This window comes from Nocardioides sp. Soil796 (genome assembly GCF_001429525.1).
In the GTDB taxonomy this organism is placed as follows: domain Bacteria; phylum Actinomycetota; class Actinomycetes; order Propionibacteriales; family Nocardioidaceae; genus Nocardioides.
The window spans coordinates 114,804-132,411 of the sequence record NZ_LMSQ01000002.1; the positions used below are offsets into that span (position 1 = coordinate 114,804).

General features: G+C 68.8%; 19 protein-coding genes and 1 tRNA gene. 11 read left to right on the plus strand and 9 right to left on the minus strand.

Annotated features, from left to right (window positions below):
• The first annotated feature begins 43 nt into the window (after positions 1 to 43).
• The gene (locus ASH02_RS01155) at positions 44 to 520 is read left to right on the plus strand and encodes an SRPBCC family protein (protein ID WP_057294128.1); all 477 of its coding nucleotides are present in this window, start codon (positions 44 to 46) and stop codon (positions 518 to 520) included.
• On the opposite strand, the gene ASH02_RS01160 is transcribed toward ASH02_RS01155, so the two are convergent.
• On the minus strand, positions 517 to 1,179 hold the full coding sequence (locus ASH02_RS01160; RefSeq protein ID WP_057294129.1) for a hypothetical protein: 663 nt from the start codon (positions 1,177 to 1,179) through the stop codon (positions 517 to 519). The two genes, ASH02_RS01155 and ASH02_RS01160, sit on opposite strands and share 4 nt — an antisense overlap.
• Positions 1,180 to 1,205: 26 nt before the next feature.
• The gene (locus ASH02_RS01165; RefSeq protein ID WP_056684288.1) at positions 1,206 to 1,808 is read right to left on the minus strand and encodes a nitroreductase family protein; all 603 of its coding nucleotides are present in this window, start codon (positions 1,806 to 1,808) and stop codon (positions 1,206 to 1,208) included.
• Between the two features lie 61 nt (positions 1,809 to 1,869).
• On the opposite strand from ASH02_RS01165, the gene ASH02_RS01170 reads away from it, so the two are divergent.
• Positions 1,870 to 2,238, plus strand: a complete 369-nt coding sequence (locus ASH02_RS01170; RefSeq protein ID WP_056684285.1) for a hypothetical protein — start codon at positions 1,870 to 1,872, stop codon at positions 2,236 to 2,238.
• Positions 2,232 to 2,624, plus strand: coding sequence for a hypothetical protein (locus ASH02_RS01175; RefSeq protein ID WP_057294130.1), 393 nt, complete (start codon positions 2,232 to 2,234; stop codon positions 2,622 to 2,624). The genes ASH02_RS01170 and ASH02_RS01175 overlap by 7 nt, the downstream gene beginning before the upstream one ends.
• Here the strand turns inward: ASH02_RS01175 and ASH02_RS01180 are convergent.
• The 4 genes from ASH02_RS01180 to ASH02_RS01195 form a co-directional block, all read right to left on the minus strand.
• Positions 2,575 to 3,015: a VanZ family protein gene (locus tag ASH02_RS01180; RefSeq protein WP_056684279.1), complete on the minus strand. Its 441-nt coding sequence runs from the start codon at positions 3,013 to 3,015 to the stop codon at positions 2,575 to 2,577. The two genes, ASH02_RS01175 and ASH02_RS01180, sit on opposite strands and share 50 nt — an antisense overlap.
• A 34-nt stretch (positions 3,016 to 3,049) precedes the next feature.
• Positions 3,050 to 4,345 carry a hypothetical protein gene (locus ASH02_RS01185; protein ID WP_057294131.1) on the minus strand — a complete coding sequence of 432 codons (1,296 nt, stop codon included), beginning with the start codon at positions 4,343 to 4,345 and terminating at the stop codon, positions 3,050 to 3,052.
• Complete coding sequence (locus ASH02_RS01190) at positions 4,342 to 4,854, minus strand: SigE family RNA polymerase sigma factor (RefSeq protein WP_056684273.1); 513 nt, start codon at positions 4,852 to 4,854, stop codon at positions 4,342 to 4,344. Before ASH02_RS01190 ends, ASH02_RS01185 begins: the two co-directional genes overlap by 4 nt.
• Before the next feature lie 161 nt (positions 4,855 to 5,015).
• Positions 5,016 to 5,846 carry an alpha/beta fold hydrolase gene (locus ASH02_RS01195; RefSeq protein WP_057294132.1) on the minus strand — a complete coding sequence of 277 codons (831 nt, stop codon included), beginning with the start codon at positions 5,844 to 5,846 and terminating at the stop codon, positions 5,016 to 5,018.
• A 207-nt stretch (positions 5,847 to 6,053) separates the two neighbouring features.
• Between ASH02_RS01195 and ASH02_RS01200 the strand changes: the two genes are divergently transcribed.
• Entirely contained in the window at positions 6,054 to 6,302 is a 249-nt protein-coding gene (locus ASH02_RS01200) for an SHOCT domain-containing protein (protein WP_056684267.1), read from the plus strand.
• 419 nt (positions 6,303 to 6,721) lie between these two features.
• Here ASH02_RS01200 and ASH02_RS01205 read toward each other — a convergent pair whose 3' ends face one another.
• Entirely contained in the window at positions 6,722 to 7,234 is a 513-nt protein-coding gene (locus ASH02_RS01205; RefSeq protein ID WP_057294133.1) for a hypothetical protein, read from the minus strand.
• A 1,180-nt stretch (positions 7,235 to 8,414) separates the two neighbouring features.
• A tRNA-Leu gene (locus tag ASH02_RS01210) sits at positions 8,415 to 8,498 on the minus strand.
• A gap of 143 nt (positions 8,499 to 8,641) precedes the next feature.
• Here ASH02_RS01210 and ASH02_RS01215 point away from each other — a divergent pair.
• The 6 genes from ASH02_RS01215 to pknB are packed head-to-tail and all read left to right on the plus strand — an operon-like array spanning position 8,642 to position 16,146.
• Positions 8,642 to 9,382 (plus strand): FhaA domain-containing protein, encoded by a 741-nt coding sequence (locus ASH02_RS01215; RefSeq protein WP_056684260.1) that lies wholly within the window; start codon positions 8,642 to 8,644, stop codon positions 9,380 to 9,382.
• Complete coding sequence (locus ASH02_RS01220; protein WP_056684257.1) at positions 9,379 to 9,852, plus strand: FHA domain-containing protein FhaB/FipA; 474 nt, start codon at positions 9,379 to 9,381, stop codon at positions 9,850 to 9,852. Before ASH02_RS01215 ends, ASH02_RS01220 begins: the two co-directional genes overlap by 4 nt.
• 4 nt (positions 9,853 to 9,856) lie before the next feature.
• Entirely contained in the window at positions 9,857 to 11,488 is a 1,632-nt protein-coding gene (locus ASH02_RS01225; protein ID WP_082599367.1) for a PP2C family protein-serine/threonine phosphatase, read from the plus strand.
• An 11-nt stretch (positions 11,489 to 11,499) separates the two neighbouring features.
• The gene (locus tag ASH02_RS01230) at positions 11,500 to 12,882 is read left to right on the plus strand and encodes an FtsW/RodA/SpoVE family cell cycle protein (RefSeq protein ID WP_056684254.1); all 1,383 of its coding nucleotides are present in this window, start codon (positions 11,500 to 11,502) and stop codon (positions 12,880 to 12,882) included.
• Positions 12,879 to 14,354 carry a peptidoglycan D,D-transpeptidase FtsI family protein gene (locus tag ASH02_RS01235; protein WP_056684251.1) on the plus strand — a complete coding sequence of 492 codons (1,476 nt, stop codon included), beginning with the start codon at positions 12,879 to 12,881 and terminating at the stop codon, positions 14,352 to 14,354. The genes ASH02_RS01230 and ASH02_RS01235 overlap by 4 nt, the downstream gene beginning before the upstream one ends.
• Positions 14,355 to 14,382: 28 nt before the next feature.
• A complete protein-coding gene (pknB, locus tag ASH02_RS01240; protein ID WP_056890504.1) occupies positions 14,383 to 16,146 on the plus strand; it encodes a Stk1 family PASTA domain-containing Ser/Thr kinase in 1,764 nt (587 codons plus the stop codon).
• 10 nt (positions 16,147 to 16,156) lie between these two features.
• On the opposite strand, the gene ASH02_RS01245 is transcribed toward pknB, so the two are convergent.
• Positions 16,157 to 16,906, minus strand: a complete 750-nt coding sequence (locus tag ASH02_RS01245) for a DUF881 domain-containing protein (RefSeq protein ID WP_082563917.1) — start codon at positions 16,904 to 16,906, stop codon at positions 16,157 to 16,159.
• Positions 16,907 to 16,975: 69 nt separating this feature from the next.
• On the opposite strand from ASH02_RS01245, the gene ASH02_RS01250 reads away from it, so the two are divergent.
• Complete coding sequence (locus ASH02_RS01250; RefSeq protein WP_056684245.1) at positions 16,976 to 17,470, plus strand: cell division protein CrgA; 495 nt, start codon at positions 16,976 to 16,978, stop codon at positions 17,468 to 17,470.
• Positions 17,471 to 17,608: the final 138 nt, after the last annotated feature.

The following is a 17,608-nucleotide window of genomic DNA, read 5'->3' on the forward strand; positions in this document are numbered from 1 at the left end:
ACGCGCGGGGTCGGCCCTCCGTCGTCCCGGTAGCCTCGGCGTCATGCCCCAGGTGACCGCGAGCGTGACCGTGCCCTGCGATCCGGGCACCGCGTTCGCGGTCTCCCAGACCACCGGCAAGCTGCGCCTGTCGTGGGACCCTTTCATCCGCGAGCAGCACTTCCTGCACGGCGCCACCGCACCCGACAAGGGCGTGCAGACGCTCACGAAGGCGCGGGTCGGGCCCACGATGATCAGCCAGTACTCCTCCTACCGGCCGCCGACGAGCGTCGGCATGACGATGGTGAAGGGCCCGTGGTTCTTCGCGAACTTCGGCGGCGGCTGGCGGTTCAAGCCGTCGGCGGACGGCGGCACGGAGGCGACCTGGAAGTACACCTACTCGATCCGGCCCGGCTGGCTGCGCTTCGTCGCCGAGCCGATCGGCCAGTGGCTGCTCGGTCGTGAGATCAGGGCCCGGATCAACGCGTTCGCCAAGGCCTGCGCGGACCCGGCGGTGCTGGCCGCCGTACGACCCGACTAACGCGGTGGGACCTTGCGGCCGTGGGCCTCGGCGGGCTGCTGATGGCCCACCGGGTTGGCGAAACCGGCCAGGATCACCTTCACCCGCTTGCCCCCACTGACCAGCACCACGTGGTCATCCTCGATCTCGAGCACGTCGCCGCGCACCATGACGTGGCCGCCCTCGAGCTCCTCGATGAGATCGCCCGGCTTGCACCGCGCCACGTCACGGGTGGCCACGAGCTCGAGCACGTCGTGGCGGCGTACCCACAGCATCAGCGCGAACATCCCGAGGATGGCGAGGTCCGCGAGGAGGGTCAGGACCAGGCCCACGTTGCCCGGCGGCACGTTGCCGGCCGCGCGGTTCGCCGACGGATGGCCGACCAGGTAGGTCACCTCGATGCGGTCGGTCTCCTTCGCGGTCTGCCAGGTCGCGCGGGTCACTTCCTCCGCGTAGTCGTGTCGCTCGGGGTCGACGTCCCTGGGCAGCGTGAAGGTGACGAAGTAGCGCTTGGTGTCCCCGCTGCCGATCTCCTCGACCTTGTCCACGCTGGCCTGCGTGACCTGTCCGTCGGTGTCGAGCCGGTGGTTGGACCACCAGAGGTGGCCGATCGGCAGGTTGACGAGGAAGAGGAGGACGACGACCGCGACGATCGGCCAGAACCGCTTGGTCTTCGGCATCCGGCCATTCAACTACAGGCCGAGTGCTACAGCCCCGCGCCCGCGCCCCACGACCCGGCGAAGACGAAGTCGTCCATCGGCTTGCGGACCCGTGGCCGCTCGTCGCGCTCGGCGAGCACCGGGTCGGCGGCCCGCGGGTCGCCGTACGCACCGATCGCGAGGGCCGTGGTCACCCGCCAGTGCGGGGGTACGCCGAACTCCCGGGCCACCGCGTCGTGGCCGAAGCCGGCGAACTGGTGCACGGTGAGGCCCAGCAGCTCGGCCTCGACGGTGAGCATGGCGACCGACTGGCCGAGGTCGTACATCGCGTAGTCGGAGAAGGTCAACGCATCGTCCTCGGGACCCGATGCCGCCTGATGGGCAGAGACGAGCACGGCACTCGCGTGCGGCACCCACGAGGTGTTGCCGGCCGAGAGGTGCGGCAGGAACCGTCGGTGCGTCTCGTCGCCACGTCGCCCGACCAGGAACGCCCACGGTTGGCTGTTGCCGGCACTCGGGGACCACTGGGCGGCTCGCATCAGCCTGGCCAGGTCCTCGTCGGCGAGCACGTGGCCGGGGTCGTAGACGCGGGTGCTGCGCCGGTTGCGCAACAGGTCGGACAGGTCACCTTGTCTCACCGCGGTGTTCATGTCCCTTGCCAACGCGCGCACCGGGCCGACGATTCCCGCCCGGCACCGATACGCTCAGCCCGTGTCCTGGCTCCTCACTTCCGTCGTCGCGGTCTACCTGCTGGTGATCGCAGCACTCGCCGTCGGCGCGGCCGCATCGCCGACGATGGCACCCCTCGAGCCGATCGCCCGACTCGGCATGAAGATCGCCCAGGGCGCGATCGCGATCGTGGTGCTCTTCGCCGCAATCGCGTTGCTGCGTGGGCATGATCCCGACGAGCTGTGGATCTCGGTGGGCTACGGAGTCGCCGCCCTCGGCGTCCCGGTGCTGTTGCTCAATCGGCAGCCCGACCCCTCCGGTGCGCCGGTCGAGCCGCCCCACCTCTATGTGATCGCCGTCGCCGCGGTGACGTCGATGGTGCTGGTCATCAGGCTGCAGCAGACATGGTGAGGTCGCCCGGGCGGCAACTGTTGGTCGCGGTCTACGCGGTGTTCGCCGTCGCCGCCGGCGCGCGCTCCGCCGTACAGCTCGCCACGAAGTTCGACGAGGCGCCGGTCGCCTACCTGCTCTCGGCCGTCGCCGCGCTGATCTACGTCGTGGCCACGGTGGCGCTGCGCTACCGGGGGCCGCGCGCCACGCACGTGGCCGTGACCGCGTGCTCGATCGAGCTGGCCGGAGTGCTCGGCGTGGGCGCGCTCAGCGTCGCCGACCCCGACCTCTTCCCGGACGCGACCGTATGGTCCGACTTCGGCATCGGCTACGGCTTCGTGCCACTCGTGCTGCCGGTCATCGGCCTGTGGTGGCTGTGGCGGTACGGCGACCACGCCGCAACCTGACCGCGATCCATCGGAGCACCACGCCCACGGCCACGCCCGCCAGCGCACCGATCGTGTTGGCGACGAGGTCGGTCGAGGTGCCGTCGCGGTCGGGCAACGCGACCGTCTGCACGACCTCGATCAACACGCTCACGCCAACTCCCACGACGATCCAGAGCAGCGCGGAGGTTCGTCGCCAGATGAGCATGCCGAGCAGGGTGAGCGGCACGAAGAGCACGACGTTCAGGATGAACTCGACCATCGACGCCGTGATCGACGTGATGTCGCGCGCCTGGAGCTCGTCGACGATCCGCGCGATCGCGTCGGCCGGGGCGTCCGGCTGAGGCCAGAGCACCAGGTACGCCGCAGCTCCCAGGTAGACCGCGAGGGCGGCCATCAGAGCACGGCGCATGGGCACACCTTCTCAGGTGGGCCCATGCCGTCGGTCACGAACGGGGCAGGAAGAACCAGAAGTCGGTGCCGGGGTCGACGTCGGTGGCCCGCTCGAGGTCGCCGTCCAGACCCAGGCGCAGCAGCGCTCCGGGGTGCGGCTCGGCATCGGTACCGGCGAACACGTAGGCATTTACCAGCAGCGAGTCGTCGTCCTCCCAGACCACGTCGCCGTAGCCGAGGCCGTGCTCGTCGTGCAGGTTGATCTGGGTGACCACCTCCCCGGTGGCGGCGTCGAGAATCGCGATCGGCTGCGGGTCCGGGGAGTTGGCCTCGTAGGCGATCAGGTGGGTGCCGTCGGGGCTGAACCGACCCAGGCGCCACCCGTCCTTGTGCCAGATCTCCTCCCCGGTGGTGCCGTCGACGACCCGGCCGGTCAGGCCGTCGCCGGGGGCCTGCCCGGCGATGCGGTTGTTGATCTGGTCGGTGCCGGACGCGGAGCCCAACGTGTCGATGTCACGCACGTTGTCGGTGAAGTCGGCCACCTTCACCGTCGGGCCGACCCCCTCGACGGTCGGTTGGAAGACCAGCTCACCGACGCCGACGTACCCGACCGGGAGGACGTACGACGCCTTGCCGGTCTCCTGGACGGCGCCGTCGCCCTCACCCATGCCGCTGGCGCCGGCCGAGTGCAGCTCGCCGACCTTGTCCTTCTGGTTCCACGTCCACCACGCGAGCTGGGTGCCGTCGTTGCTGACCACGAGTGATCCGGCAGCCTCGGTGGCGCTGACCTCGGTGCCCTGCGCGTCGAACTGGCGCAGGGTCACGTCGCCGTTGATGCCCTCGTTGTCGGCGGTGCCCACCAGCCAACCGCCGTGGTACCCAGCCGCAGTGATGATGCTGGCTTGGGTCTGCGGAAGGGGGAGCGTGCTGCCGTCGGCGACGTGCACCGTGTTCTCGTAGACGTAGTCGACGCCGGGAGCATCGCCCGCGGGCAGGTCCTCCAGGGCCTGGGTGGCCGCGGCCTTGTCGTCGGCCAGTTGCGCGCCGCCCTTGTCGGAACCCTTGTCCGAGCCCTTGTCGGGGGACTCCGACGCGTCGGGCACCTGGGAGGTGCCGTCGGCCGGGCCCCGCTCGGAGCCGCGGTCATCGCCCTGGTTGAGCGCCAGGGTGGTCGGCACCGCGATCACAGCAAGTACGGCGGCAGCGGCCACCCCGGTGCCGATCCGGCGGCGACGGCGGATGCCACGCGCCTGCTTCTCCATGGCGCCGAAGTCGAGCCGGGAGTCGGCCATCACGTCGCTGCTGCTCGACAGTGCGCTGTGCAGCTTGTCGTTCCCGTGGTTGTTCATGAGTGCTCCTCGAGCTGGAACTCCGGACCGACGAGGGTGCGGAGGGTGGCCATCGCCCGACTGGCCTGCGACTTGACGGTTCCAGGGCTGATCTCGAGGGTCTCCGCGATCTCGGCCTCTGAGAGGTCCTCGTAGTAGCGCAGCACGATCACGGCCCGCTGCCGCGCCGGCAGCTGCTGCACGGCGGACCACAGCCCGGCCGCCTCGACGGGGTCGCCCACCTGGTCGACGTACCCGCTCTCGGGCAGCTCCTCGGTGACGTGCTCGCGCTTCTTCCACGGCCGCCGCCACAGCGAGTTGTTCTCGTTGATGATGATGCGCCGCATGTAGGCGTCGACGTTGCCGCGGGCATGCACCCGGTCCCAGGCAAGGTAGAGCTTTGCCGCCGCGGTCTGGACGAGGTCCTCCGCGGTCTGCTTGTCACCGGCGACCAGGAACGCGGTGCGGAACAGCACGCCCTGGCGGGCGGTCATCCATTCCGTGAACTCCTCGTCCCTTGACGATGGCATCGTCGCTCCCCTGCCCTGCCGTGCCCGCGTCTGTGCGCCATGGCCTGTTGCCATTGTCGAGTGCATGTCCACCTCCTGCACTCACCACACGCGGGCAGCCACGATCAGGTTGCACGTCGGCTCGACGCAGCGACTCGAGCAGCGAGTGATCGGGCGGGGCCTCACTGCTCCAGGAAGTGCAGCAGCGACCGGTTGAACTCGTCGGCGTGGCTCACGTTCAGGCCGTGCGGGCCGCCTTCGACCAGGACCAGCTCACTGTTCTCGATGGCCTCGTGGGTGCGCTTCCCGGAACCCTCGAAGGGAACGATGGCGTCCTTGTCCCCGTGGATCACGAGCGTGGGGACGGTGACCTTCTTCAGGTCCTCGCGGAAGTCGGTGCCGCCGAAGGCGTCCATGCACCCCAGCACGGCGTCCTGGTCGGACTTCGCACACAGCGCCAGGGCCTGCTCTCGCTGGTCGTCGCTCACCTTGAGCTCCCCGTCGACCGAGTAGAACTGGTCGACGAAGCCCGGGAAGAACTCGTCGCGGCTGCTCTCCAGGGAGGCCCGCATCTCGGCCGCGGCCTCCTCGGTCAACGGACCGTCCGGGTTGTCGTCGGTCTTGAGCAGGTACGGCGGGACGGCGGCCGCGAACACCACGCTGTGCAGCCGGTCCTCACCGTGGGAGGCGACGTAACGCGCCACCTCTCCCCCACCCATCGAGAAGCCGACCAGGGTGACGTCCTGGAGGTCCAGGTCCTTGAGCACGTTGTCCAGGTCGCCGGCCAGGCGGTCGTAGTCGTAGCCGTCACCGGGACCGGACTCCCCGAAGCCGCGGCGGTCATAGGTCACGACGCGGTAGCCGGCAGAGCGCAGTGGTTCCAGCTGCTCTGCCCAGGACGCTCCGGAGAGCGGCCACCCGTGGATCAGCACCACCGGGCGCCCGTCACCGCCGGAGTCGACGACATGCAGGTTGCCCTGGTCCGTGCTCTGTTCGTTGTCCTCGGTGCTCATCGGCTTCCCTTCACGATTGCGGGCGGGTCACCCCGGCGGTACCCATCGACGTACGGGATGCACCCTGCTGCGCGCACGGCCCGACCGGCGCGCTCTGTCCTCCGGCTTCCTACGCAGCGTTGCGTACGCCGGTTACGCCTTGGCGCTGACGTGGAAACGGGCCGATCCGACGAGCCTTGAAGCACCGTCAATCAAGGAGGTTCACCGATGTTGAACACACTCGTCATGTCCGCCGACCGCTGGGACGGCGACGCCCCGGCCTTCTGGCCCATCTTCCCGATCTTCTGGTTCCTGATGATCGTCACCTTCGCGTACCTGGTGATCCGCTGGGGTCGCCGCAACCGCGCGCAGTGCGGCGTGATCTCGGGCGAGTCCCGTCTCGCCGAGCGCTTCGCGGCCGGCGAGATCGACGAGGAGGAGTACCGCACCAAGCGGGCAGTCCTGCAGGAGAAGTGACCCACGGCGGGCCTTCTTCGAGCGCCGGGCGACCACGATCCACTACCTGGATCGTGGTCGCTCGCGGTGTGGTCGACGTACGCCCGGCCCTGTCCGCGGACCGTTCGACATGCAGTTCGGCGTACGACGCCGCGCCGCCACGCTCAGCATGGGCCACCCACGCTCGAACTGCATGTCCGATGGTCCGCCGGAGGCTGAACTGCTACTCGCCGTGACCGGCCACCACTGCGCCGAGCCAGCGTGGGACGAGGAACGGGTACGACGGCAGCGGGTGCTGTCTCGAGTGAAAAGCCGATCGGGATGCCACCGTCGAACGCTGCGGCGCCCCAATTTCGTCCAAACTGCTGCCAGCACGAAGCAGGCGACCCGGATCGTGCATGTGTCGGATCGTGGTCGCTCAGCGCCTCTTGTCTGCTGACCTAACGCGCGGCGGCCCTGACTTGTTGCAGCGTGGTGTCGAAGTCCTGGCCGCGCAACTTGCGCGCAAACCCGTCCTGGTCCGCAGTCGGGAAGGCCGTCTTGTCGGCCTCCTCGTCAATCAGGCCCTTGCTGTACACGACGTAATAGATGTTCTGAGCGAACACCCGTGGATCCTTCTTGGCCAGGCCGGGGATCGCTGCTCCTGCGCGACGGAGCGCGAAGATCGACTGCTCCCCGACCACGGGCCTCCACATGGCTGGTGAGACGTCAGCCGCGGGAACCGGGCCGAACGTGACGGTCACCGTCTCCGAGTTCTTGCCCAGAGTCCCGGCCAGCACCTCGTCGACCCGCACCTCCAGGTCGATCATCACCTCCGTGTCGACGTCCGACCCTTCGGCGTCGTTGATCCGTTCACCCGGTCCGCCACTCAGCACCGTGCCGAGCACCGTCACGTTGGCGGACCGGACCATCGAGCGAAGATTGGCGAACTGCTCGGCCTCCAGCCCTGTCATGCGGAATTGGGCCCAAGGGTTCGGAGTGGTGGAGGCGCTCGGTGTGGGCGTCGTGGTGCGGTCGCGTTCGGACGCTTCCGAACCTGTCTCGCCGCCACACGCACTCAGTGCGACAAGCGTGGCCACAGTCGCCAGAACTGGGCCACGCCCGAATGTCATCAAGTTCATTGGCACCCCTCAGTCAGTAGTGGCGGCGGACCGCGTAAACGTCTTCCATGGAATAGCTGGGAGTCGTGTCCCGAACTACTCGCATGCACGAGTCAGAGTGAAGCTCGGTCTCGTGTCGCAAACCCACTGTGTGACCGAGCTCGTGACAGGCGAGATACCGTTTGCCCGCCGGGGGCAGGGAGAACCGCAAGTTCACATTCAGGCGTTGGCCATAACACCACCTGTTGGGGTTGCGTCCACGCTCAGTCGCCGAGTTCGGGCAGTTGACCCAGCCAAGCAGGTTGTTTGACGCGCGGAAGTCACTGATACGAACGTCGTGATTGGTTCCATCTACCCAGTGCCAGCCAAACCCGAGGCGAGGGAACTGACGGTTGAGCGCCCATTTCATGGCTCCGCCTGTCGCACTCGTTGTGCTGTGGAAATCGACCCGGTGAATGTCGTTGTTCGCCAGGCTTACCTGCTGAGGAGGTCGAGCCCGAGAGGGTGGTGTCGAACCGAAGTCCCCAGAGGCCGGAGAAACTGCCACTCCGAGCATCGCGAGGACGAACGCTAGGGCCATCACGCGTACCAGACTGACAATCATGGCCGTATCCAAGGCGCACGGGGCGGAAGTCCCGTCATGGTCTTCGCGTCTCCACTGACGGCCAGATGGGTGTGAACACTGCCGGGCTTCGTCAGCGTCTGATTGGTATTTCGGTTCCTTCATCGTCGCCCCCGAGTGGGTCCAATGCTGCAGTCGTTATCGCGAGACATGACACTAGTCCGAGAACTCGACTGCCGGTTGGCGTGGCGACAGCACTGTGGATAAGTCACACGGCCGCTCGGCAAGGCGCTCCGAGGAAGTGGCGGCCGGTCCCAGCCCACGGCGCCCAAGCGGGCGACCCGGATCGTGCAGGTGCAGAGTCTGGACACAGGTTTCCGCGAACACGCGACCACGATCGTGCAGGTGTCGGATCGTGGTCGCTCCGAAAATGGAAGAAGGCCCCGGGAGACCGGGGCCTTCTGCTCAACGTGCGCGAGGGGGGAGTTGAACCCCCACGTCCTTTCGGACACACGGACCTGAACCGTGCGCGTCTGCCTATTCCGCCACTCGCGCGTGAAGCGGGCCAAGGTTATCCCAGTAACGAGGAATCGCCCAAACCGCGGTGCCATACGCAAGGTGGGTCACCCCGACCCCGATACGATCACGGCAACCGTCAGTGGCCGACGGCCCTGACGCATGACCGAGAGGAGGCACCGATGGGCGGACTGCAACGCTTCGAGAACAGGCTCGAGCAGATGATCTCCGGTGTCTTCGCGCGCGCCTTCCGCAGTGCGGTGCAGCCGGTCGAGATCTCCGCGGCCCTGCAGCGCGAGGTCGACAACAACGCGCAGATCCTCAGCCGTGAGCGCCGTCTGGTACCCAACAGCTTCCACGTCGAGCTCAGCCAGACCGACCTCGAGCGCCTCGCGCCGTACGACTCGGCGCTGGCCGGCGAGCTCACCAACTCGCTGCGCGACCACGCCGACCAGCAGAGCTACGTCTTCCCGGGCCCGGTGAAGATCGAGTTCGAGCAGGCCGACGACCTCACCACCGGCCGGTTCCGGGTGCGCAGCACCGCCCAGGCGAAGGTCACCACCAACGCCACCGACACGCAGGTCGGACGTGCGACAGTCGTCATCGAGGTCAACGGCGTGCGGCACCCGTTGAACCCTCCCGGACTCGTCGTCGGCCGCGGCACCGACGCCGGCCTGCGCATCAACGACCCCGGCATCAGCCGCCAGCACATCGAGTTCCGCACCGCCCGCAGCCACGTCGCGCAGGGCCAGACCCCGGAGATCACGGTCCACGACCTCGGCTCCACCAATGGCATGCAGGTCGACGGGAGCCGAGTCGAGCAGGCCACGCTCTACAACGGATCCACGGTCAAGATCGGCAACACCACGATGACCATCCGCGTGGTCGACGAAGCCCCGGCCCCCGGAAGCGCAGGCCCATGAGTGAACTGACCCTGTTCCTGATCCGGTTCGCGTACCTCGCGATCCTGTGGATCTTCGTGCTCTCGGCGATCAGCGTCATCCGCACCGACATGTTCGGCGCCCGCCTGCCGGCCGGAGCCAACCGCCAGGCCAACGGCCGGGCACCGAAGGCGCCCAAGGCCCCGCCCCGCCGGCGCGGCTCGCCGACCCACGTCGCGGTGGTGGAGGGCTCCAACGCCGGCGAACGCGCCGACCTCGCCCAGGCCCCGATCCTGATCGGCCGTGGCCCCGACGCCGCGATCCGTCTGGACGACGACTATGTCTCCACCCGGCACGCCCGCATCGCGGCCTCGGGTGAGCAGTGGTTCGTCGAGGACCTCGGCTCCACCAACGGCACGTACGTCGGCTCGGCGCGCATCACCCAGCCCACGACACTGGCACTCGGCACCCAGGTGCGGATCGGCAAGACCGTCCTCGAGTTGAGGAAGTAGACGCATGGGCGACGAGACGACCACGGAGACCGGGGCCACCGCGGAGTTGGTGCTACGTTTCGCCGCGCTCTCCGACGTGGGCCGGGTCCGCAAGGACAACCAGGACTCCGGCTACGCCGGACCCTGGGTGCTGACCGTGTGTGACGGTGTCGGTGGCGCCGCACGTGGCGACATCGCGTCCGCGACCGCCGTACAACAGCTCCGCAAGCTCGACGAGCGTCCCGGCGACGACATGCTCGGCCTGGTCGCCGGTGCCCTGCACCGGGCCCACGACCGCATCAGCGAGCTGGTCGAGCAGGACCCCAGCATCAACGGCACGAGTACGACGGCCACGGTCGCACTCTTCGACGGCAACCGGGTGGCGATCGGCCACGTCGGTGACAGCCGCGCCTACCTCTACCGCGAGGGTGCGCTGAGCCAGCTGACCAAGGACCACACGTTCGTCCAGTCGCTGATCGACGAGGGCCGCATCACCGAGGAGGAGTCGCGGGTCCACCCGCACCGCAACCTCATCCTCAAGGCCGTCGACGGGATACACGAGACCGAGCCCGACCTCTTCTTCGTCGACCTGGCGCCCGGCGACCGGCTGTTCCTGTGCAGTGACGGCGCGTGCGGCGTGCTCGACGACAGCCACCTCGCCGACATCCTCTCCACCGGCACCCCCGACTACGCCGTCGTCGAGCTGGTCCGCGCCAGCCTCGAGGCGGGCAGCAGCGACAACGTGACCTGCCTGGTCGCCGACGTCGTCGAGCCCGATGCGACCGGTGAGGGCGCCGGCCCGACCAAGGCCGAGATCGACGACCAGGTGCCGCTGCTCGTCGGTGCCGCCGCCGACCTGCCCCGGCGTGCCACCCGCGGCACGGCCGGCAGCCTGTTCCGCGGCCACCGCTCCGGCGACACCGGCGAGCTCGAGCCGGTCCCGGCCGAGATCCCGGTCGACGCGCCCGGCCACGCCATCCCCAACGACCCGATCGACCCCGAGCTGGCCCGCTACGCACCACGGCCCCCTCGTCGCTTCGCATGGCTCAAGCGCCTGGGCGTGCTCGCGATCTTGGTCGGCCTGCTGTGGGCGGCCGCCGGCGCGGCGTACGCCTGGACCCAGCGCCAGTACTACGTCGGCGAGCACGACGGTCACGTCACGATCTTCCGCGGGGTCGACGCCAGCCTGCCCGGCCTCGAGATGAACCGGCCCTACGAGGAGTCCGACATCTCGCTCGACCGGCTGCGCGACATCGACGCACGGGCCGTGCGCGAGGGCATCGACTCCGACAGCCTCGACGACGCGCGTCGCACCCTGGAGAATCTCGGCGAGGCGCAGACCGACTGCCCGTCGGAGGAGTCCACCGAGCCGTCGCCCGACCCGACCACGACGCCGAAGTCGACGCCGCCGAGCGGTGAAGGCGGCACCCAGGGCGGCACCGGCGGCGCAGTCTCCGACCCCAGTGACACCGGCTCGGCCACGAGCACCGGCACGTTCCGCTCCGGTGGCGGCCCGGCCGAGGAGAACGCCATCCTCGACACGGCCAGGCTCAACGCGGCCACGACGTCCCCGCTCGACACCGTCGTCGAGCTGTCCAGCCGGGTCGGCGCCACCAGCGGTTCGGCGGCCCCGGCCACGGCCGCGGACTGCGACTGAGGCGGGTGCCGATGACGCAGCAGAACAGCTTCCTGGGGTTCGTGCACCGGCGGCGCCGGGGCGCGGAGCTCTTCCTGCTCATCCTCGCGCTCTTCGTGGGCATCGGTGCGTACGCCGCCGTCGGCCTCGGCGTCGAGGGTGAGGTGCCCGCCGACATCATCGGGTACGGCGGCTGGCTGGCCGCCCTGACCATCGCCTGCCACGTGGTGGTCCGGCTGACCGCGCCGTACGCCGACCCGGTGCTGCTGCCGGTCGTGGCCGCCCTGAACGGCCTCGGCCTGGCCGTGATCCACCGCCTCGACCTCGCCGACGGCACGACCTTCGCCCGCCAGCAGCTGGTCTGGATGACGATCGGAGTCAGCCTGTTCGCGCTGACCCTGATCTTCCTGCGCGACCACCGCGTGCTCCAGCGCTTCACCTACACCAGCGGCCTCGCCGCGATCGTTCTGCTCCTGATGCCGATGCTCCCGTTCATCGGCGTGCAGAAGAACGGCGCCCGCATCTGGATCAACCTCGGCCCCGTCGGCATGCAGCCCGGCGAGGTGGCCAAGGTGCTGCTGGTCGTCGCGTTCGCCGGCTACCTCGTGCTCCACCGCGACGCGCTGGCGCTGGCCGGTCGCCGCCTCGTGTTCGTCGACCTGCCCCGCGGCCGCGACCTCGGCCCGATCCTGATGATGTGGCTGCTCAGCCTCTGCATCCTCGTCTTCCAGCGCGACCTCGGCTCCTCGCTGCTGTTCTTCGGCATCTTCCTGACCATGCTCTACGTCGCCACCGAGCGACCGGGCTGGCTGGTCGTCGGCGCCAGCATGTTCCTGGCCGGTGCGTTCCTCGGCTACAAGGCGTTCAGCCACGTGCAGGTGCGCGTCGACGCCTGGCTGCACCCCTTCGACGACTTCTACGGCTCCGGCAACCAGATCGGGGAGTCGCTCTTCGGCATGGCCTGGGGCGGGTTGCTCGGGCGAGGCTTCGGCCAGGGCAGTCCGTCACGCATCCCGTTCGCCGAGTCCGACTTCATCATGGGCGCGATCGGCGAAGAGCTCGGACTGACCGGTGTGATGGCGGTGATCGTGCTCTACGGCCTGATCGTCGAGCGCGGCCTGCGCGCCGCCCTGGTCTGCCGCGACGCGTTCGGCAAGCTGATGGCCTGCGGCCTGGCCTGCGTGCTGGCCCTCCAGGTCTTCGTGGTCATCGGCGGGGTCACCCGCCTCATCCCGCTGACCGGCCTGACCACCCCGTTCCTGTCGTACGGCGGCTCGTCGCTGGTCGCGAACTGGGTGATCATCGCCCTGCTGCTGCGCATCTCCGACCAGGCCCGTCGCCCGGTGCCCGACCTCTCGCAGGACAGCGACGAGACCAGTGACGCCGAGACCACCCAGGTGGTGAGCCTTCGATGAACAAGCCGATCCGCACCATGGCCATGTTCTGCATGCTGCTGTTCCTGGGGCTGCTGGCCAACGTCACCTATCTCCAGTACGTCGCGGCCGGCGACCTCAACGACGCCTCCAAGCACCCCGAGAACCGGCGGGTCATCGAGGCCGCGTTCTCGCGTGAGCGCGGGGCGATCCTGGTCGGGCGCAACGCGATCGCGGAGTCCAAGGAGTCCGACGACAAGTACGACTTCCAGCGCACCTACAGCAACCCGTTCATGTATGCCCACGTGACCGGCTGGTTCTCGTTCTACTCCCAGTCGGGCATCGAGAACACCCAGAACTCCGTGCTCTCCGGAGACGACTCACGCCTGTTCGTCTCGCGCCTGGTCGACCTGGTCAACAACGCCTCCCCCAAGGGCGGCACCGTCGAGCTCACCCTCGACCCCGACGCCCAGAAGGCCGCGTTCGACGGACTGTTCCAGAACCCCGAGCTCGGCAACGACGTGCAGGGTGCGGTGGTCGCCCTCGAGCCGTCCACCGGCAAGATCCTGGCGATGGTCTCGGCCCCGACGTTCAACCCGAACAAGCTGGCCTCCCACGACCTCGAGAGTGTCGAGGTTGAGGACAAGAAGCTCAACGACCGTGCCGACGAGCCCAAGCTCAACCGGGCGATCAGCACGACGTTGCCGCCCGGCTCGACGTTCAAGCTGGTCACCGCGGCCGCCGCGCTCGAGACCGGCGACTACGACGCCGACTCGATGGTCCCGGGCGGGCCGTCGTACCGCCTGCCCGGCACGAACACCAGCATCGGCAACGGCGGTCGCGCGTGTGGCACCGACAAGATCTCGATGACCCAAGCGCTCGAGCAGTCGTGCAACACGACGTTCCTGGCGCTGGCCAACGAGCTCGGCCAGGACAAGCTGCGCCGCCAGGCCGAGGCGTTCGGCTTCAACGACACCTCGCTCGAGGACCTCAAGGGCCAGGCCCAGAGCGTCTTCCCGACCGAGGAGATCTCCGACGACTTCCTCGCGAAGTCCGGCATCGGCCAGCAGGACGTCCGGGCGACGCCGCTGCAGATGGCGATGGTCGTCTCCGGCATCGTCAACGACGGGGTCGTGATGCGGCCCTACCTCGTCGACGAGGTGCGCTCGCCCGATCTCGACGTGCTCGACAAGACGTCGACCGAGGAGCTGTCCGAGGCCGTGGGCTCCGACAGCGCCAACGAGCTCCGCAAGATGATGGTCGCGGTCGTGGAGAACGGCACCGCCGGTGTCGCGGCGATCCCCGACGCCGAAGTCGGCGCCAAGACCGGTACGGCGGAGAACTGCAGCGCCTGCAACGACTACGCCTGGTTCGTCTCCTATGCCAAGAAGGACGGCAAGGACGTCGCCGTGGCAGTCATGCTGCAGAAGGTGCAGCTCAGCAACGCAGAGATCGCCGGCGGCAAGCTTGCCGGGCCGATCGCCAAGTCGGTCATGGAAGCAGTGATCGACTGATGACCCCCTCGGACAGGAAGAAGGGCACATGACGAACGAGGAGCCGATGATGGTCGGCGGCCGCTACGAGCTCGGCGAGTTGCTCGGGCGTGGCGGCATGGCTGAGGTGCGCAAGGGCACCGACTCCCGCCTCGGACGCGTGGTGGCGGTCAAGCGACTGCGCACCGACCTCGCCAGCGACGCCACCTTCCAGGCCCGGTTCCGCCGCGAGGCGCAGTCGTCGGCCTCGCTGAACCACCCGGCCATCGTCGCGGTCTACGACACCGGCGAGGAGATGTCCGACGACGGCGTCGCCCAGCCCTACATCGTCATGGAGTACGTCGCCGGCCGCACCCTGCGCGACATCCTCCGCGAGGGCCGCAAGATCCTTCCCGAGCGGGCCCTGGAGATCACCTCCGGCGTGCTCTCGGCGCTGGACTACAGCCACCGCGCGGGCATCATCCACCGCGACATCAAGCCGGCCAACGTGATGCTCACGCCCGGCGGAGACGTGAAGGTGATGGACTTCGGCATCGCCCGTGCCGTGTCCGACGCGTCGTCCACGATGACCCAGACCGCCGCCGTCGTCGGAACCGCCCAGTACCTCTCACCCGAGCAGGCCCGCGGCGAGACCGTCGACTCGCGCTCCGACGTCTACTCCACCGGCTGCCTGCTCTACGAGCTCCTCACCGGCCGCCCGCCGTTCGTCGGCGAGTCCCCGGTCGCGGTGGCCTACCAGCACGTCCGCGAGCCCGCGCAGCCTCCGTCGACCCACGACACCGAGCTCACCCCCGAGGTCGACGCGATCGTGATGAAGGCGCTGGCCAAGCGCCTCGAGGACCGCTACCAGTCCGCGGCCGCGATGCGCTCCGACATCGAGCGCTACCTGGCCGGCCGTCCCGTCCAGGCGCCGTCGGTGGCGGCCGCCGCAGCAGCCCCTGTTGCCGGCGCCACCACCGTGCTCCCGGCTGCCGGCCCCCGACCCGGTACGACGACCGCCACGGCCCCCGTGCGCGAGGACGAGGATCCGTCCAAGCGCACCGGCCTGTGGATCCTGCTCGGCGTACTCCTGCTGGCGCTGGTCGCCGCAGGGATCTGGATGTACAACAACAACAGTGACGACCCGGTCGAGCAGGTCGCCGTGCCCGACGTGGCCGGCATGACCCAGGCCCGCGCGGTGCAGGCCCTCAAGGCCGAGGAGCTCGTGCCTGTCATCGAGGAGGCCGCCCACGACACCGTCGCGGAGGGCAAGGTCATCGACACCGACCCCGAGGGCGGCACGGACGTCGACCCGGGCAGCGAGGTGACCGTGACGGTCTCCACGGGCAAGCCGGACCTGCAGGTGCCCACCGTGCTGGGCCTGACCCGGGCCGAGGCCGAGGAGAAGCTGACCACCGCCGGCTTCAAGGTGACCTTCCAGGAGCGCGACACCGACGAGCCCAAGAACCAGGTCGTCGACCAGACCCCCGCCGCCGACACCAAGGTGAGCTACGGCAGCGCGGTCACGGTCTTCGTCTCCGACGGCCCCGAGGAGGTCCCCTACGTCGTGGGCAAGACTCGCGAGGAGGCCACCAAGGCCCTCGAGGACGCCGGCTTCAAGGTGTACGTCGACGAGACCGACGAGGAGTCCGACGCCAAGCCGGGCGAGGTGGTCGACCAGAGCACCGCGAAGGGCGACACCGCCGACCAGGGCACCGAGATCCGGATCACCGTCTCCACCTACGAGGCGCCGAGCGAGACACCCACGGCGAGCGAGACACCGACGACGACAGAGCTGCCGACGGGCCTCCCGACCGACGAAACGACTCCCTGACGGGGGTTGGTCAGGAGGTCAGTGGCTGGGCGTACTCCAGGCCGCGCAGGCCGTCGTACGCCGGCACCGTGATGCCCTGCTCGTCCTGGACCTCCCAGCCGAGCTGGAAGCGATCGTCCTCGACGTACTGGCGGTAGACGTTGACTCGGTAGTCGCCGTCGATGCTCGCCTGCATGGCCTCGGGGTCACCGACCGCGGTGATCACGTAGGGCTGCGGGTAGGGGATGCCCTGCAGCTCCACGGAGTTGCCGGCGCACTTGATGCCGGTCGTGGAGATGATGCGCTGGCCCTGGATCATGATGCCCCGGGCGCCGGCCCGCCACATCGCGTTCACGACCGCCTGGATGTCCTGCTGGTGCACCACCAGGTCGTTGACGTTGTCGACGTCGTCGCGCAGCTCGTCGGGCCCGTCGGAAAGCGTCACCGTGAGGCCGTCACCGTGGACCGCGCTGAACCCGGCCGGTCCTTCCAGGCGCCTGGCCCCGGCCCGGGTGCGACGTACCTGGTCGTCGTCGACGCGCGCGGAGAGCCGCTCGACGTCGTCGTTGAGGGAGCGGGCCTTGTCCTGGAGCTGTTCGTACTGGCGACTCTCGCTGCGCACCAGTGAGGGCAGGTCCTCGACCCGCCCCGGACGCAGGTCGGTGCCGCCGCTGCTGGTCGCGCTGACCACGAAGAGCGCGCCGGCGGCCGCGAACACGGCAGGGGTGCTCAGCCGCCAGGCGACGCGTTTGGCACGGTGCTCGTGGGTCGGCGGGGTCATGGCGACTACGCTAACCCGGTGCGCCCGGGAGTCCAGACGCACCCGGTGAAACATGCAGAGGAGAAGTCGGTGTCGAAGTCCAAAGACAAGCACGAGCTCATTGATCCGGATGCGGTCAAGGGACCCATCTTTTCAGTGAGGCTCCTGCTGTCCGTGCTGCTGATCGCCGCGGGCATCGCGTACGTCGTGATCTGGACGCTCTACGTCCGCGACCTGCGCGACTTCGACCAGGCGTTCCCGAAGCCGAAGGGCGGCGAGCCCGACACGTTGATCCCCAGCATGGACAAGCTCAAGGACTGGAACTGGGCCGTCGGGTTCGGCCTGATCTTCATCGGCCTGATCGCCGCGGCGCACCCCAAGACCCCGCTGGGCCGCGGCCGCGGAGTCGTGGTCGGCATGCTCGGCTGCTTCCTGATCGGCCTGATCTGGATCTGCACCTTCTACGTCTTCGCCGACCGCCCCGAGGGCGAGATCTGGCTGCTCGGCGACCTCGGCCAGCTCAACCTGGCCGTCGGCATCGGCTTCATGGCCGTCGGATTCACCTTCGCCACCCGCTGGGAATGACCAGCAGCTCAACCACACGACAGGGCCGGTACTCCACCGGCCCTGTTGGCATTTCAGGCCGCTGACCTGCGGAATCACACGCCTGTAAGTTCTCCACAGGAGTTATCCACAGTGTGCATAACTCGTCTCGGTGGCGGT

Excerpts from the sequence above, each read along its gene's own strand:
- ASH02_RS01155 (WP_057294128.1), top strand. The coding sequence starts at position 44 with ATGCCCCAGGTGACCGCGAGCGTGACCGTGCCCTGCGATCCGGGCACC.
- ASH02_RS01160 (WP_057294129.1), bottom strand. The coding sequence starts at position 1,179 with ATGCCGAAGACCAAGCGGTTCTGGCCGATCGTCGCGGTCGTCGTCCTC.
- ASH02_RS01165 (WP_056684288.1), bottom strand. The coding sequence starts at position 1,808 with ATGAACACCGCGGTGAGACAAGGTGACCTGTCCGACCTGTTGCGCAAC.
- ASH02_RS01175 (WP_057294130.1), top strand. The coding sequence starts at position 2,232 with ATGGTGAGGTCGCCCGGGCGGCAACTGTTGGTCGCGGTCTACGCGGTG.
- ASH02_RS01180 (WP_056684279.1), bottom strand. The coding sequence starts at position 3,015 with ATGCGCCGTGCTCTGATGGCCGCCCTCGCGGTCTACCTGGGAGCTGCG.
- ASH02_RS01185 (WP_057294131.1), bottom strand. The coding sequence starts at position 4,345 with ATGAACAACCACGGGAACGACAAGCTGCACAGCGCACTGTCGAGCAGC.
- ASH02_RS01190 (WP_056684273.1), bottom strand. The coding sequence starts at position 4,854 with ATGCCATCGTCAAGGGACGAGGAGTTCACGGAATGGATGACCGCCCGC.
- ASH02_RS01195 (WP_057294132.1), bottom strand. The coding sequence starts at position 5,846 with ATGAGCACCGAGGACAACGAACAGAGCACGGACCAGGGCAACCTGCAT.
- ASH02_RS01200 (WP_056684267.1), top strand. The coding sequence starts at position 6,054 with ATGTTGAACACACTCGTCATGTCCGCCGACCGCTGGGACGGCGACGCC.
- ASH02_RS01205 (WP_057294133.1), bottom strand. The coding sequence starts at position 7,234 with ATGACAGGGCTGGAGGCCGAGCAGTTCGCCAATCTTCGCTCGATGGTC.
- ASH02_RS01215 (WP_056684260.1), top strand. The coding sequence starts at position 8,642 with ATGGGCGGACTGCAACGCTTCGAGAACAGGCTCGAGCAGATGATCTCC.
- ASH02_RS01220 (WP_056684257.1), top strand. The coding sequence starts at position 9,379 with ATGAGTGAACTGACCCTGTTCCTGATCCGGTTCGCGTACCTCGCGATC.
- ASH02_RS01225 (WP_082599367.1), top strand. The coding sequence starts at position 9,857 with ATGGGCGACGAGACGACCACGGAGACCGGGGCCACCGCGGAGTTGGTG.
- ASH02_RS01230 (WP_056684254.1), top strand. The coding sequence starts at position 11,500 with ATGACGCAGCAGAACAGCTTCCTGGGGTTCGTGCACCGGCGGCGCCGG.
- ASH02_RS01235 (WP_056684251.1), top strand. The coding sequence starts at position 12,879 with ATGAACAAGCCGATCCGCACCATGGCCATGTTCTGCATGCTGCTGTTC.
- pknB (WP_056890504.1), top strand. The coding sequence starts at position 14,383 with ATGACGAACGAGGAGCCGATGATGGTCGGCGGCCGCTACGAGCTCGGC.
- ASH02_RS01245 (WP_082563917.1), bottom strand. The coding sequence starts at position 16,906 with ATGACCCCGCCGACCCACGAGCACCGTGCCAAACGCGTCGCCTGGCGG.